This window comes from Halobacillus sp. ABH2_015 (genome assembly GCF_056158945.1).
Genome location: NZ_JBSWUG010000002.1, coordinates 1095886 through 1109767 on the forward strand (window position 1 = coordinate 1095886; position 13882 = coordinate 1109767).

A 13882-nucleotide genomic window follows, 5' to 3' on the forward strand; every position below is an offset into this window, starting at 1 on the left:
GTTATGATCCATCAAACTTTCTGGAGGTAAATATGGCGATAAAAGTCAACTACACTACAAATTCTGAAGATATAGATCCATATATACAACACATCTTAAAACATAGTAAAAATGAACAAATAAGGAAAATTATAACTATTATATTAGGGGTCATTATCCTTGTATCCTACGATTTAGTTTATAAAGCCATGAGGCCCGGGGTATATATAAGTCCTCTTAGTTACATTTTTTTGTATACGTTTGGTTTAGGGTTCTATTTAGTTGGAACGTTCATTCTCATAAAAAAACGGAATAAAAAAGCACTATTAAAGAAAAAGGATGTTTTTTTTGGAGATAAGGAAGTCTATTTAACTGGTGATCTTATTCAAGTAATTCATAAAGGAGAAACTAAAGAAGAGTGTTCTTGGAATGAATTGAAATTTTTTGTAAGGAACGACCCTTACATCTACTTACATACGAATAAATATATCCATCAAGTTAAGTCAAACAGCAAAATAGAAGAAGTACAATACTACCTAAAACAAAAAGGTATTAGAAAAAAGATGTAGGGACAAGTCTGCACCTTTTTTCTAAGCACGAGTCAACAAGGGGATTTACCCACATATTTGTTGAAACTGAATTGGATTGGTATCGTAGGTGTAATAAAAGACATGATTATTGGTGCGGTTGGATGAGCATGAGAAAGAAGCTTTTAGAAAGTAGAACAAGGGAGGAGGGTTATTAATAATGGACGATATGCTCAGATGCCCGGAGTGTGGGAATGAGTTGAAGGGTGGATATATTTTCTCTCCACGAAGAATTTGCTGGTCAGACTCGCCTGATTCAATTTTTGCTGATTTTGGGAGTGAAATATTAATAGAAGATGCATGGTTAAAAGTCAAAAAAACACCAGCCTCAAGGTGTGAAGAATGTAATTTAGTTCTTTTCAAACACAAGGAAAACAACGAAGAGTATTAGCCGTAATGTATTCCTTCACTTCTTTAACACGGGGGCAGTCTTGAAAGAAAGGAGCTGTCTGGAATGTCTTTTATAATTCCCGGGCTAATCTCTGCAATCGTCATTGCAGTCTTATCTATTAGATATAAAAATAGAGACAAACAAGACAAAGGGTTTAAACTAAATTATTTTGCACTTTCGTACAGAAGGAAATTGGTAAGGACGGTCACCCTTGCACCGGTGGTCATTTTCTCAGCCCTTATTCTTTACTACTCTTCAGCAATTACGACGATGACAAAAATGGTGTTTATCCTAGTATTGCTTATGGTTTTTGTTTTTCAAGTTATCTATAACTTTTATATGTGGAAGAAAAAAGAAGCGTGAAAATTCATATGTTCATTTGTGGTAGGTACATGGGTAAGACCATGGTAATTGGAGGTGCATGATGGATTTTTTTGATTGGAAAATAGAGATGCAGGAAAGCTTCAAGACATATGTAGACCTTGAGAACAAAAGGGTTGCTGTTCTTACAGCTGAAGATGATGACATTCATATGTTATTGGAATTCGATGACTATGATCATTTAGTTATGCACCCCAGGTGGAACATCAGCATTACTATTTTAGGAGAAAAACATTTAAAAATCACTACGAATTCATAACGAAATATTTCGTGTATCAGGTGCGTCCATTGAAAATTACCTGATTGACCTTGAGGTTTGAACAATAAGGTGGTTCAGTTGAATAAGTTATCTGTAAAAAGGGACTTCCGTGAAATTGGAAGTCCCTTTTGTCCTCATAGGACTGTTGAATTTTTAAAGAAACATAGATACGAATACAGCGGTGATGAAGCTGGCAAGCGTGCCGCCGATGATTGCCTTTAAACCGAGACGGGCAACCTGGGACTGCTTCTCCGGAGCCAGTGATCCGAGTCCGACAATCAACTGGCCGATCGAGGATAAGTTGGCAAAATTGCAGAGGGCCACAGACATGACGGCCATCGTCATCGGAGAAAGATCCCCGGCCATCTGCTTCAGGTTGGAGTAGGCGAGAAACTCATTCGCCGCAAGCTTCGTTCCAATTAAGGAAGCCGCCTGGAAGGCATCGGAAAAAGGAATGCCGATCATCACAGCAAAGGGATAAAAGAGATAGCCGAAAATGGTGGACAGATCTGTTCCGATCAATCCCAATCCCCCGTTGACCAGGGCAATGACACTGATAAAAGCGATCATCAAACCACCGATGCTGGCCGCAAGTTTTACTCCATTAACCGCACCGTCGGAGATGGCTTCAAAGACGTTCGCCTGCCCGGACTTTTCGAGAGAGACGGTTTCATTCAACTCGGAGATTTCTGTTTCCGGCTCCAACAGCTTGGCCATGACAAGAGAAACGAAGGGCACGCTGAATATGGCGATCAATAGATACGTCAAATCAATTCCCATTTCTACATAGCCGACGAGGATCGCCCCGCTGGCAGAGGCTGTTCCACCGACCATAATTGCAAATGTTTCCGATTTGGTCATGCGGCTCAAGTACGGCTTCACCAGTAGAGGAGCTTCGGCAACTCCAAGGAAGGTATTCCCAACCGCGCTGAATGACTCCACTTTTGAGGTTTTTAACAGCTTTCCTACGATCGTGCCGAGGAACTTCACAATGACCGGCAGGATACGGAGGTAATATAATCCGGAAATCAGGGCGGAAATAAAAATCAGGGCCCCTAGGACATGGATGGCAAATACAAAGTTGACGCCTGTTTCCGCAAGCAGTGGACCAAAGACAAAATCAATGCCGGCCGAGCTGTAATCAATGATGTGCTGGATGAAAAGAGCGGCCTTTTTCAAAGCGGCTTGACCGATAGAAATGTTCAGCATCGTGTAAACGAACAGTCCTTCAATCAATAAGCCGGTCAGGATAGTCCGCCACTTGATGTTTTTTCTGCTGCTGCTTAACAGCCAGCCCAGTCCAATAAGGGCTGCGAGTGAGAGCAGTCCGGTGATGATCTGCATGATGTAATCCTCCCTGAATATGACGGATCCCTTAAGGAGATTAGACGTCAGACAACAAAAAAGGCCTCTTTCCTATAAACATAAGGAAAGAGGCACGGGGACCTACCTGTGGCTGTAAGATCCCTGTCTATTCTTTCCTTATAGTCCGGCTCTTTACGGCAGCCGGGTAGAAACTTGCGGACCATATCTCCGCATGTATATAAGGAATCCGTGTGAAATTGTATGTTCAGCATTCTAGCAGAATACAGGAGAGGGAACAATAGATTCAAAGGAAGTTGTAAAATTGGAAACTTTCAATCCTATAAAAAGATGGCGGTGATGGGCAGGGAACCAGCCGCGAGGACTGGAATGACGGACGCCAAAGAAAAGCTCGGCCGGACAGGTGCGAGAAAATCAACAGGGTTATCGGCTGGTGACGCAAGGTAGTGAACCAGGCGGCTCCAACGGCTCTTTTTTCGGGGGATATATGGAACGTCGACGTCGTATTCGGCGAGCTTACGGTCGAGCTCTGTGTGATCATGGAGCTTATTTTTCACAGGTCTTCCACCTCCAGGTGCGTTTTTAATGTTTGAATGGCTTGATGCCGTCTCGATTTCACAGTCCCTAAGGGGATGTGAAGGATGTCGGCGATTTCTTTTTGAGGAAGGTCATGGTAGTAGTAGAGAAGAATCACGGCACGCTGCAGATCCGGAAGGCCGCTGACTGCCTGCTGGACCGTCAGTTTTTCTGCAGGATGGAGCGTACTCTCCTGTGAAGGAACTAAAAAGGGAAGCAGGCTCCGCCACTTTTTTCTCCGGTTCAATTTGTTGACCATCAACCGGTAGGCAATCTGAAACAGGTAGGATTTCAAAGTCCCCTTGGAAGACACATACTGGTGCTTATGTGTCTGCAGGCGGAGAAACGTATCCTGAACGATATCAACACTGAATGGTTCGTCTCTCGTATAGCGGTAAATAAACGCATACACCGGCCTGTGAAAGGCGGTATAGATCTGTTCGAAAGCTTCTTCATTTCCCTGCTGCCAGTCCTCCATGACGGCTTCCGGGTGGTTCACGAAGCTTCTCCCATACGGGCGTGTACAGACTTTAATGTGCGGCTTAAACGACTGAATAAATACAGGATAACGACAATCGTCCATGCCTGAGCCTGGTTCGTGAAAAACTGGACATATGGATTTCCAACGGTGGCGCCTGAGCTGATCATCAGGTTGAGAACCTGTACGCAGATAATCGTATATACGGCAAGGATGACGGTTAAGGTATCAAAAACATTCCAGCGCAGAAAAAGCTCCGTTTTCTTATAATCAATCTTTCCTTTGCTGCGGATGATGTACTTTTTCTCCATTGGTATCGTCACGGCCAAAATGACCCCCATCCAGACAAACATGACCCCCATTGAAATGATAAAACCGATGCCCATCTTCATTCCTCCTTTGATCTCTTCTACCAACTATACCAATGAGAAGCAGGAAAGGTTCGCGCGAAAAGGAAAAAATTGTTTTATTTTTCGCCATCTGAAATAATGGAAGAAATATAGAGAAGGAGTGGAATGGTATTGAGACGCTTACGTAAAGGGGATACCATTGGTGTATTTACACCTTCAGCACCTGCGACGGTTACAGCTGAGAAGCGCTTCACCAGGGCGAAGGCTTTTCTTGAAGGAAAAGGATTTCATATCAAAGATGGCAGCCGGACAGGTAAACAGGAAAGCTACCGTTCCGGTACACCAAAAGAACGGGCGGAGGTACAGGCTCAACAAAACAGCGGTAGCATCCGAATAGCCCACGATAAGCTTCGGGTTCCTTTGAAAGGCTTCATAAAACCGTTCCAATGCCCGCCTACTGGTCGGATGAACCGGTGAACTGGCTGGAAAAGACGACAGAAAAGACCCTGTATGAGAACGACTGGGTGACCGGTCAGGAGGGGCAGGCGGAAGGGCGTGTCATCGGCGGCAATGTCAATGCCATGTACGGATTTATCGGGACGGAATACTTCCCGGAGATCCATGAAGGAGATATTTTATTGTTGGAAGACTGCCGGAAAACCGCAGCCGTGGTCGAGAAGAATTTTGCCATGTTGAAAGCACACGGTCTTTTCCATAAAGCCGGTGGTATTCTGATCGGGAAGCATGAGTTGTATGATGATCTCGGTACAGGCAAGCGTCCGCTCGATCTCCTGTTGGAGCAGCTGGATGGTCTTGAAATCCCGGTGCTGGCTGAGTTTGATACGTGTCACACACACCCGATGCATCCACTTGCTATCGGTAAAAAGGTAAGGATGGACGCCGGCAGGAAAACCGTTCATAGTATAGAAGAATGGATAGAGTAAAGGGGAGAGCAGGAATAATGAGAGAATACAGACAGGCTTTTTTCAAGCAGGACTTTGTGATGTCCTATGAAACAACCAAATCCATGGAGTTCGAACAACGCGGCACAGGTGAAGTCATCTATATGTTGATGAATAAGGAGATCACGATTGTCAGGGACCCGGACAGGGTGGAGGATACGGAGAATTGGAAACCCGTCCATAACACATCACTCCGCCGATTCCGTAAAAAAACGAACCAGGGACAGACGCCTACATCCTATGGATACCCGGTCACATTCAACAGCGCAGAGGAATTGAGTACATACCTGCAGAAACAGAGATTCATCAGCCGGTGCGGTAAAAATCCTGCGATTTAATACTTCCGTAAACCACAAAGGGCCTTCATCCATGTATAATAGAGGAAGAGAGAGAAAACGGAAACAGTGCCTTTGTTTCCGGTCGTTCTTGGACAATACTGGAGAAGAAAAGGAGGCCCTGCATGCGACACGATATACAACCGAATGAGCGCGCTTTTTCAACGAAGGAAGTGGCTGAAGAAGTAGGGATCGCAACTACTACTGTTCGTCGTTATGGGCAGATTCTTGAACGGAACGGATACGAGTTCTTTAAAGATGGTGACAGGCGGATCTTCGTCGCCTCGGATATAGAAGCCTTAAAGGAAATCCGCGATACGGACCTGCCACAGGATGAACAGGCAAGAATCGTCGTGGAGGAACAGAAGGAGAAATTGAAGGGATACACAGAAACGGCGCTGACTGTATCGGATACATATTCCTCTGCTCTTGGAAATCCCGGTCAAACTGAGGAGCTCCTCAAACTGCTGGCAGGAGAGCTTGCCGCCTCAAGGGAAATGAATGTCCAGTTGAAGCAGGACATGGCCGAGCTGAAAAACACGGTCTCCCGTCTGCAGCAGGATCACCACGTCATCAGTTCAGGTGTCGGTAACTTTTCACAGAAAACCCATACGAAGCTTGACCGGATGATGGAGGATCAGAAGCAGCAGTATGAAGAGATGCTGGAGAGAGAAAAGGAAAAAAGCGATCTGTTGAAAGAAGAGCTTCAGACGATGCGTGCGGAACAAAAGCAGGAATGGCAGGCGCAGAATGATTTCAACCGTCGTCTGGAAGTCACCGTAAAAAATACCAAAGGTCCTTGGGAAAAGCTGTTTTCCCTGTTTCGAAAATAAATCGAGCGGGAACGCTCTTTAACGTAAAGAAGGCGCAGCAGTTTTTTGTGAAGGATAGCAATGCCGGGCTGCACGTAACAGGTTTTGGACAATAAAAGGGGGATCTCATTGATTGAAAATCTTCTTTGGGGCGGTACGCTGCTCCTCGTCGTGATGTTGATGGTGTTTGTGGACATTAAAAGGGAAGGGCACCACAGAAGCCATCCCAGCCGCCTGCAGATTCCCGAAGACCCGCCGGAACAGAGTCCGATTAGAAAAGGAAGGACTCGGAACTGACAAGAAAACCTGTTGAAAAAAGATGCATCTCCAGCTGAGATGTTTCTTTTTTTATGGTCAAGCCCGTTCGAAAGGTTTGCATGTCAACAAGAAGGATGGTTGTCGAATGGAAGTGTTCACGGAGAAAGTGCTCTACATAGCTTTGTTCATTTTAGTCATCCATACCATTGAAACGCTGGCCTACGCAGTGCGGATGTCAGGGGCAAGAGTGGGGCGGATCGCCTCGGCTCTTGCCTTGTTTAATTTGATGGTCATCGTTTCCAGGATGGCCAATATGATGCAGCAGCCGTTTACCGGCAGTTTGATTGATGCTGCGCCGGTTGAGAATACGCTGGCTTTTGTAGAAGATCAATATCGAATCATCATCGGAGCGTCGACGGTGGGGACACTGGCCGGCATTGTGCTGTTACCTACGTTTATTGCTTTATTTTCACGGGCCATCGTCCATTTATCCAACAATGGCGGATCTGTTCCGGTGCTGTTAAAGACGTTTACAACGAAGGATTATTTCAAGCGGGGCCTGCATCTTTTCGCGCTTCCAAAGCGGAGTTACTTAAAGGGCTTTTCGTTATCCAACATTCCGAAGCGCTTGTTTTTCGTCAATATGCTGGTGACCTCCATTTATACGATTGGAGTCCTTTCTGCGCTTTATGCCGCGCTTCTGGCTCCGGACAGAGCTTCAACAGCAATCATGGCATCCGGTTTGATCAACGGTGTGGCGACCATTCTGCTTGTCGTGTTTGTGGATCCGAAAATTTCAGTGATGGCGGATGATGTCATCCAAAAGCGTGGAAGCTACAGCCAGCTGAAGAACGTATCTCTGCTTATGATTACATCCCGGCTGCTTGGAACACTGCTTGCCCAGCTGCTGTTTATTCCGGGAGCTCATTACATTGCCTGGTTTACGGCGTTTATCGTTTAATGAAAAGGAGAGAATGGAATGATGTTTACATTTGTCCCTCTGACTATGGACCTGGTGGATGAGATTGACACCTGGAATTACGAAGGGTTCGTCGAGCAAGTAATGATGATCCCGTATTATGAATCGTACAACAGAGACGGAATACTGAAGGGCCCTGGCGGCTGTGATGGTTATGCCGCTCTTTTCGATGGAAAAACGGTGGGGTTGTTCGAGTTTACTCAAAAGAAAGAGTTCCTGGAAATCGGACTCGCCCTGAAGCCTGAGTGGATCGGGCGGGGATTTGGAGAGACCTTCGTCCGTGAAGGCATCGCTTTTGGTGTTCGACAGTATGAGGGGATTCGTTCAATTATCCTCACTGTTTCCGTGGAAAATGAACCCGCAGTGACGGTCTATAAGAAAGCGGGTTTTTCCATTGTACGTGAACAGGCCGGGGAAGTGGAGATGGAGAAGGTCATGAATTAAACACCCGCCCTTATGTACTGGTGGTACCTTCAGGTGCTCCGACGATTCCCTTTCCGCGGACGAACGTCCGAGCCTCCTCGGGAAAACCACCCTGTGGGGTCTCGTCCGTCCGTTTTTCCGCAGGAGTGGAATCGTCTGCACACCTTCTGGAATACAAATAGACTCCCTTGCACTCACTCTCAGCCGTAAGAACCTTGAGGAATGCCCCTTTGTTTAATAGATGTCATTCCTCAAGGTCTCTTTATATGGCGGTCACGGGGAGCGTTCGGTGGTGAAGCCGTGCCCGCGGCAAGCATCCACCGATAAGCGGCATGTGACCACTTCAACAACCTGATGGCAGCAACAGCGATTGATATGATATTGCGTTTAGTATGTCGTTAGCCTTTTCCTTTGTTAACACTGTTTTCTTAACTTTTCAACATCAAACGCTTTCATGTGAAAAGTGGGTATAGCCTTATGCTAAGATAGTATAAAAGAGTGAAAACGTAGAGAGGAGAATGTCTGTGTCATCCATGTCTGAACGTTTCTATCAGTTTGCTGAGGAGGAGTGTAACGGGTCAAGTCCACTGTACCAGCACCTGGCTGAACAGATTGCTGAAGACAAAGAAATCCTTCAGCTGGCAGCACAGGCTCCCGCTGGACAGCCTGTGCCAAACCTGCTGCTGGGGGCTGTACATTACCTTTTAATGATAAGGAATGAGCATCCGCTGCACTCCTTTTATCCGACTTTTACAAATGTTCCCAAGCCGAAAGAGCAGGCGTATCCGGTTTTTCGGGAATTTGTTTTTTTATATGAACATGACATACAAAAGCTCATGCAGGAAAAGCGTGTGCAGACGAATGAAGTACGCCGGTGTGCCTACCTTTACCCTGTCTTCTGCCACATCGCAGCCCGTACGAACCGTCCGCTCGGCCTGATCGAAATCGGCACGAGTGCTGGACTGCAGCTGCTTGTTGACCGGTATTCGTACAGTTATGGCAGGGATACGATCTATGGCTGTGCCCGCTCCCAGCTGCATCTTAATTCAGAGGTCCGTCACGGGAAGCTGCCGGGTTTTATGCATCAGCCGCCGGTCATTAAGGAAAAGATCGGAGTGGATCTGCACGTTTGTGATGTGACCCATGAAGAGACGATGCTGTGGTTGAAGGCGCTCATCTGGCCGGAACATAACCAAAGGCGGGAGCATCTGGAACAAGCCGTGCAGGAGCTGCGGCTGAACCCACCGGATTTCTACGAGGGAGATGGGGTAGAGGTACTTCCTGAACTGGCTCAACGTATACCACAAAATCGGGTGCTCTGCATCTTCCACACCCATGTGGCCAATCAGATGACGGGTGAAGTCAAAGCACGACTTCATGAGCATCTTGTGGACATCAGCCGTACCCGCCCTGTGTTTCATATCTATAACCATATGAAGGACGAAAATCTTCATATGGATGTTTATGAGAACGGGAGAATGGAAACCCATACCATTGGAGCGACAGACGGCCACGGCCGCTGGTTCGACTGGCTTCTTGAAGAACCCGTTCCAGAAAGGACAAAACAATGACGACGACTTTTGATAGGTTAACGGTTCCCACCGAGGAGCACGTCGCGGCCTTCAACCGCTGGAACAATGATGAGAAGCTGATCCCGCTGATCCGTCCCAACAAAAATGCCGAAGAGCTGTCCGGCCGAAGCTCTATGACACTGGCGGACTTGGAAAAACGCTTGAGCGACCATACGATTTTTCTGATCTATGAGGATGGAAAGCTTGTCGGCGAGGTGAATTACATGATTGACCCTCCACACCTTTTCAAAAAAACACCCCGGTCGGCGTGGATCGGCATTACAATCGGTGAACCTGAAGGGCGTGGAAAGGGGATTGGTGTTCTCGCCATGGCTCATATAGAGGAAAAAATCAAGGAAGCTGGGTTGAAGAGGATTGAACTTGGCGTATTTGAATACAATACAAGAGCCCGGCGGCTGTACGAAAAAATGGGCTACAGTGAACTGACGCAGCAGGCTGATTTCACGTACTGGCAGGGCCGGATGTGGGCAGACGTGCGGATGGAGAAGCAGATCATTCATATATAGGAGAGATTGAGAAAGGAGCGGCCTGTGGACAGCTCCTTTTCTATATCTCACTCTTCTGTTTCTTTGAAAAAAACGTGTACACAACATAAGCGATAACAGCCACGACCCCGATGTTTTTGAACGTCGTATATCCAATGTCACCTTGAACGATCTCAAACACAATAAACCCAAGCATAACCAATCCTCCGAGCGCTATAAGGATGGCTTTCGTTTTCTTTTTCATAACATCCTCCCCTTCCTTTTCTTCTCATCTACCCTTTCTGGTGAGTGGTAAACAGAAATTGGAAAGCGGGGAATATCTGTTCTTATGGGATCCTTTTCTGATAATTTGCGATTTTTCTGAAAAAAAGGATTGCCAGGATGTGAAGAATTTGGCATAATTATTCTCGTCATTACATTTCAGGGGGTGGAAGGGTGGAACAGATAGTAGCCATTTGGAAAGATGAGAAGAATGGGCTCGGCATTATTGAGGTGAAAGATCAAGTGTTTGGTTCATCATTTCACCCGGTCTGTTATCAGAAAGAAAGCGAAGGAAAGTATTCCATTATCAATGGTTTGTGGTATACGACCTATCACGGTGCCCGCCAGTATTTCCGTGCGAAAACAAACCCTTATAGTGGGTACGGACGTATGCGCAAAATCCAGTAGCTCTTCCTTTAGGGAAGCAAAGCTGTAAAGGGAAACATAGATGAGGAAGCACGTCCGGAAGAATAGCTGGACGCAGCCGGTGCACGCTTGGGATTACATAGGTAAGTCCGGCTGAAAGAGCTTCTTTTTCTTCCTGAAAGCTGGAACACGTCATGTGCAGCTCAAATCATCCGCTTCATCAGCAGTCCTTGATCATCCGTGAAAACGAAGGGCTGAGACGAAGGCTGATGACCTCTGCTTTTTTGTCAGACCTATGGAAGGAACCTGGCCTTATAGGATTGTATTTTAGTTATGAACGAACCCCGGTGGATGCACCGGGGTATTTTTTATGCATCAAAAGAATTAGTTCGTTTGTTCTAAATACGTGAAATTAGTTAAAAATGGGAGGGAAATTGAAAAAAACATTGGTTTTTTGTTCGTTATAAAGGAATACCCGTGAATATAGAACTTTTCTATTTGAAAAAAGCATTTTATAATGAACACAATCATTCGTTAAAACGAACGAAAAAGAACGAGACGTTCTGCTGAGAGTGTCCTACAGGACTGCGGAGCGAACCAATGGAGGTAATCGAATGGAAAATGTGGTATCCATCCCGTCTGTTCAGGATGACCGGCCGACGCTGAATATCCACGGCGTCAAACATACGTACATGAAACCGAGAATTACAGCATTCATTCCCGCCCACAATGAAGAAAAATCCATCCGCGACTGCCTGGCCGGCCTCGGTGATCAGACGCTGCCAAAGGACGTGGAGCTTGATGTTATTGTCATCGCCGACAACTGTACAGACCGGACAGAGGAAGTTGCGCTCGCTGCAGGGGAAGAATTCAACCTGAACTTGAAAGTGTTGACGACCGTCAATAACAAGCAGCGCAAAGTAGGCGCCTTAAACGCTGCCTGGAAGAGCATCTACGGTGATCCTCTGGACCTCTACGATAAGAAACCAAGCGTTTATGAGGAGTTTTACAAAACCTCGGTCAAGGCGATCCTCGGGATGGATGCCGACAGCCGCCTTGCCCCGGATGCTTTGACGCAGCTCTGGGAAGGCTTGATGAGCGCCCGGAACATCGGCGGGGTGATGGCGAAGTATACGATGCGGATGCCGAAAAAGAAAAGCCTGATTTCTAAAGATGATGTTCATTATGAAGAAATGATTGCAAGCGGCCAATATGGCGGTCCGATCACGCGTTGGTGGACCCATCAGCAGAAGCAGGATATGGCGAGCTGGCTGCTCGATCTTCAGTACCGTGGTGGGAGCACCTATGTTCTCGGAGGACAGGCGACACTGTTCCGCCCGGAAGCTCTCCAGGATATTATTGAGGAAAACAAACTCGATGGCCCGTGGCAGGATGAAAGTGATGTGGAGGATATGCTGTTAACCTGGCAGATCCAGAAAAAATGGAAAACACTTATCAGCCCCAAAGCCCGCTGCTTCGTAGACTCGATGCGTTCCTACCACACCTTCCGTCAGCAGCGGAACAAATGGCAGGGGGGGACGGTCGAACTTCTGACCAACAGCGACATCGGCGTGAAATCGAAACACCGTTCGAAAATCTGGCGTTCCCAGATTAAAACCTTCATCGATTTGATGATCCGTCTGTTGTTCATCAGCCTTCTGACCGTATCGGTGGCAACCGATCAATTCTTCTGGGCGTGGATCTGGCTGACCCCGATCATCCTTGCTTCTGTCCTGAATACGATTCTTGCCTTGAAAACACCGATGCACCGACCCATTGACGTGATTCTCGCCGGGTTATTGATCAGTCCTGAGATGTATTTGTGGGTCAACTTTGTGACCTTTTCCCATGTCTGGCTCGGCAAGCTTTCCGCCCATAAAAAAGATGGGTGGGCGATCCAGTACAGTGCGGAAAGAGGAACAACACGGAGTAAACTGGCGGAAGGTTTGGTCGGCATCGCAGCCGCTGTCGGAGTGCTCGTTTATCTCGCCTTCCATTACCGTGACTTCCTGACAAGTACACCTGTACAGGAAGCGGTATACCCTTATCTCGACACCGGCTGGGTGATCTTAACCGTACTTACCATCTATACCTCATTGTTGATGGCGTACCAAATCTGGACGCTTCGTGGAAGGCATACAGCATAACCACTTGAAATAAAGGAGGACATTAGGATGAAAGTGAAAAAGGCGATTATTCCAGCAGCGGGTTTTGGAACGAGGTTTCTTCCAGCTACGAAAGCGCAGCCGAAGGAAATGCTGCCGATTGTCGACAAGCCGACCATCCAATACATTGTAGAAGAAGCCATTCAAGCGGGTATCGAAGAAATCATTATTGTGACAGGAAAAGGGAAGCGGTCGATCGAGGATCATTTTGACACGGCCTTCGAATTGGAAAAAACGCTGCTGGATAAAGGCAAGCAGAAACTGCTGGATCAAGTCCGTTACACGACCAACCTCGCTGATATCCATTACATTCGGCAGAAAGAGCAGAAGGGACTGGGTCATGCGGTCTGGTGTGCCCGCCACTTCATCGGGGACGAGCCGTTCGCTGTGCTTCTCGGTGACGATATTATGCGCAGTGCAAGACCGGGCATCCGCCAGCTGATGGATATCTACGAAGAAACACAGTCCCCTGTCATCGGTGTGAAAGCTGTACCTATGGAAGAGACCCATAAATACGGGATCATCCAGCCGGCTGCCCAGCAAGGACGGTGGTATGACGTGGAAGGCTTTGTTGAAAAGCCGAAACCGGGAACGGCTCCGTCCAATATGGCGATCATCGGCCGCTACGTCCTGACACCTGAAATATTCGCCTTCCTGGACCGCCACGAAATCGGAGCGGGTGGGGAAATCCAACTGACGGACGCCATTGACCGGCTGAATACCATCCACTCTGTCCATGCCTGGGAGATGGAAGGGCGCCGCTATGATGTAGGGGAGAAACTGGGGTTTGTCCAGACCACGATTGATCTTGCTCTTGAACGTGAGGAGCTTCAAGAAGACCTGTATGAGTATATGAAAAAAGTGGTCGAAAACTATGAAACCATGCGGATGAAAACACAGATTTCGTAAATAAGAACCGT

The 13882-nt window shown here is 47.0% G+C and carries 20 protein-coding genes, 2 pseudogenes and 1 riboswitch; of the genes and pseudogenes, 16 read left to right on the forward strand and 6 right to left on the reverse strand.

The genetic code is table 11. The features are described from left to right. Nucleotides 1-32: 32 nt before the first annotated feature. From ACXAD6_RS05680 to ACXAD6_RS05695, 4 genes are all read left to right on the forward strand, one after another. Nucleotides 33-548, forward strand: coding sequence for a hypothetical protein (locus tag ACXAD6_RS05680; protein ID WP_474968020.1), 516 nt, complete (start codon nt 33-35; stop codon nt 546-548). Nucleotides 549-726: 178 nt separating this feature from the next. Then, nucleotides 727-957 (forward strand): PF20097 family protein, encoded by a 231-nt coding sequence (locus ACXAD6_RS05685; RefSeq protein ID WP_474968021.1) that lies wholly within the window; start codon nt 727-729, stop codon nt 955-957. 63 nt (nt 958-1020) lie between these two features. Further along, entirely contained in the window at nt 1021-1320 is a 300-nt protein-coding gene (locus tag ACXAD6_RS05690) for an ATPase (RefSeq protein WP_474968022.1), read from the forward strand. A 61-nt stretch (nt 1321-1381) separates the two neighbouring features. Further along, nucleotides 1382-1597 (forward strand): hypothetical protein, encoded by a 216-nt coding sequence (locus ACXAD6_RS05695; protein ID WP_474968023.1) that lies wholly within the window; start codon nt 1382-1384, stop codon nt 1595-1597. Between the two features lie 153 nt (nt 1598-1750). Here ACXAD6_RS05695 and ACXAD6_RS05700 read toward each other — a convergent pair whose 3' ends face one another. The 4 genes from ACXAD6_RS05700 to ACXAD6_RS05715 all read right to left on the reverse strand — a co-directional run bounded on the left by ACXAD6_RS05700 (nt 1751) and on the right by ACXAD6_RS05715 (nt 4360). Continuing rightward, nucleotides 1751-2941: a NupC/NupG family nucleoside CNT transporter gene (locus ACXAD6_RS05700; RefSeq protein ID WP_160842302.1), complete on the reverse strand. Its 1191-nt coding sequence runs from the start codon at nt 2939-2941 to the stop codon at nt 1751-1753. Between the two features lie 121 nt (nt 2942-3062). Beyond that, a riboswitch (purine riboswitch) is annotated at nt 3063-3164 on the reverse strand. 76 nt (nt 3165-3240) lie between these two features. Further along, nucleotides 3241-3477 (reverse strand): hypothetical protein, encoded by a 237-nt coding sequence (locus tag ACXAD6_RS05705; protein WP_474968024.1) that lies wholly within the window; start codon nt 3475-3477, stop codon nt 3241-3243. Then, a complete protein-coding gene (locus ACXAD6_RS05710) occupies nt 3474-3974 on the reverse strand; it encodes an RNA polymerase sigma factor (RefSeq protein WP_160836432.1) in 501 nt (166 codons plus the stop codon). Before ACXAD6_RS05710 ends, ACXAD6_RS05705 begins: the two co-directional genes overlap by 4 nt. A gap of 17 nt (nt 3975-3991) precedes the next feature. After that, nucleotides 3992-4360 carry a group-specific protein gene (locus ACXAD6_RS05715; protein ID WP_474968025.1) on the reverse strand — a complete coding sequence of 123 codons (369 nt, stop codon included), beginning with the start codon at nt 4358-4360 and terminating at the stop codon, nt 3992-3994. A 129-nt stretch (nt 4361-4489) separates the two neighbouring features. Here ACXAD6_RS05715 and ACXAD6_RS05720 point away from each other — a divergent pair. Next, nucleotides 4490-4624, forward strand: a pseudogene (locus tag ACXAD6_RS05720) (LD-carboxypeptidase); the annotation flags it as partial. 99 nt (nt 4625-4723) lie between these two features. Here the strand turns inward: ACXAD6_RS05720 and ACXAD6_RS05725 are convergent. Then, nucleotides 4724-4771, reverse strand: a pseudogene (locus ACXAD6_RS05725) (hypothetical protein); the annotation flags it as partial. Between ACXAD6_RS05725 and ACXAD6_RS05730 the strand changes: the two are divergent. The 8 genes from ACXAD6_RS05730 to ACXAD6_RS05765 all read left to right on the forward strand — a co-directional run bounded on the left by ACXAD6_RS05730 (nt 4771) and on the right by ACXAD6_RS05765 (nt 10191). Beyond that, nucleotides 4771-5268 (forward strand): S66 peptidase family protein, encoded by a 498-nt coding sequence (locus ACXAD6_RS05730; protein WP_474968026.1) that lies wholly within the window; start codon nt 4771-4773, stop codon nt 5266-5268. The pseudogene ACXAD6_RS05725 and the gene ACXAD6_RS05730 overlap by 1 nt on opposite strands. Before the next feature lie 17 nt (nt 5269-5285). Continuing rightward, a complete protein-coding gene (locus ACXAD6_RS05735; RefSeq protein WP_474968027.1) occupies nt 5286-5624 on the forward strand; it encodes a hypothetical protein in 339 nt (112 codons plus the stop codon). Between the two features lie 122 nt (nt 5625-5746). Continuing rightward, nucleotides 5747-6454: a MerR family transcriptional regulator gene (locus ACXAD6_RS05740; RefSeq protein WP_027953701.1), complete on the forward strand. Its 708-nt coding sequence runs from the start codon at nt 5747-5749 to the stop codon at nt 6452-6454. 108 nt (nt 6455-6562) lie between these two features. Continuing rightward, the gene (locus ACXAD6_RS05745; RefSeq protein ID WP_474968028.1) at nt 6563-6730 is read left to right on the forward strand and encodes a hypothetical protein; all 168 of its coding nucleotides are present in this window, start codon (nt 6563-6565) and stop codon (nt 6728-6730) included. A gap of 106 nt (nt 6731-6836) precedes the next feature. Continuing rightward, the gene (locus ACXAD6_RS05750; RefSeq protein ID WP_474968029.1) at nt 6837-7652 is read left to right on the forward strand and encodes a lipid II flippase Amj family protein; all 816 of its coding nucleotides are present in this window, start codon (nt 6837-6839) and stop codon (nt 7650-7652) included. A gap of 18 nt (nt 7653-7670) precedes the next feature. Next, on the forward strand, nt 7671-8114 hold the full coding sequence (locus ACXAD6_RS05755; RefSeq protein WP_474968030.1) for a GNAT family N-acetyltransferase: 444 nt from the start codon (nt 7671-7673) through the stop codon (nt 8112-8114). A gap of 497 nt (nt 8115-8611) precedes the next feature. Beyond that, on the forward strand, nt 8612-9664 hold the full coding sequence (locus ACXAD6_RS05760) for a DUF2332 domain-containing protein (RefSeq protein WP_474968031.1): 1053 nt from the start codon (nt 8612-8614) through the stop codon (nt 9662-9664). After that, complete coding sequence (locus tag ACXAD6_RS05765) at nt 9661-10191, forward strand: GNAT family N-acetyltransferase (RefSeq protein WP_474968032.1); 531 nt, start codon at nt 9661-9663, stop codon at nt 10189-10191. Before ACXAD6_RS05760 ends, ACXAD6_RS05765 begins: the two co-directional genes overlap by 4 nt. A 40-nt stretch (nt 10192-10231) precedes the next feature. On the opposite strand, the gene ACXAD6_RS05770 is transcribed toward ACXAD6_RS05765, so the two are convergent. Continuing rightward, on the reverse strand, nt 10232-10414 hold the full coding sequence (locus ACXAD6_RS05770) for a hypothetical protein (RefSeq protein WP_474968033.1): 183 nt from the start codon (nt 10412-10414) through the stop codon (nt 10232-10234). Between the two features lie 191 nt (nt 10415-10605). Here ACXAD6_RS05770 and ACXAD6_RS05775 point away from each other — a divergent pair, with 191 nt between their 5' ends. The 3 genes from ACXAD6_RS05775 to galU all read left to right on the forward strand — a co-directional run bounded on the left by ACXAD6_RS05775 (nt 10606) and on the right by galU (nt 13871). Then, a complete protein-coding gene (locus tag ACXAD6_RS05775; RefSeq protein ID WP_474968034.1) occupies nt 10606-10839 on the forward strand; it encodes a hypothetical protein in 234 nt (77 codons plus the stop codon). 572 nt (nt 10840-11411) lie between these two features. Beyond that, nucleotides 11412-12944: a glycosyltransferase family 2 protein gene (locus ACXAD6_RS05780; protein WP_474968035.1), complete on the forward strand. Its 1533-nt coding sequence runs from the start codon at nt 11412-11414 to the stop codon at nt 12942-12944. Nucleotides 12945-12971: 27 nt separating this feature from the next. After that, the gene (galU, locus tag ACXAD6_RS05785) at nt 12972-13871 is read left to right on the forward strand and encodes a UTP--glucose-1-phosphate uridylyltransferase GalU (protein ID WP_474968036.1); all 900 of its coding nucleotides are present in this window, start codon (nt 12972-12974) and stop codon (nt 13869-13871) included. Nucleotides 13872-13882 lie beyond the last annotated feature (11 nt).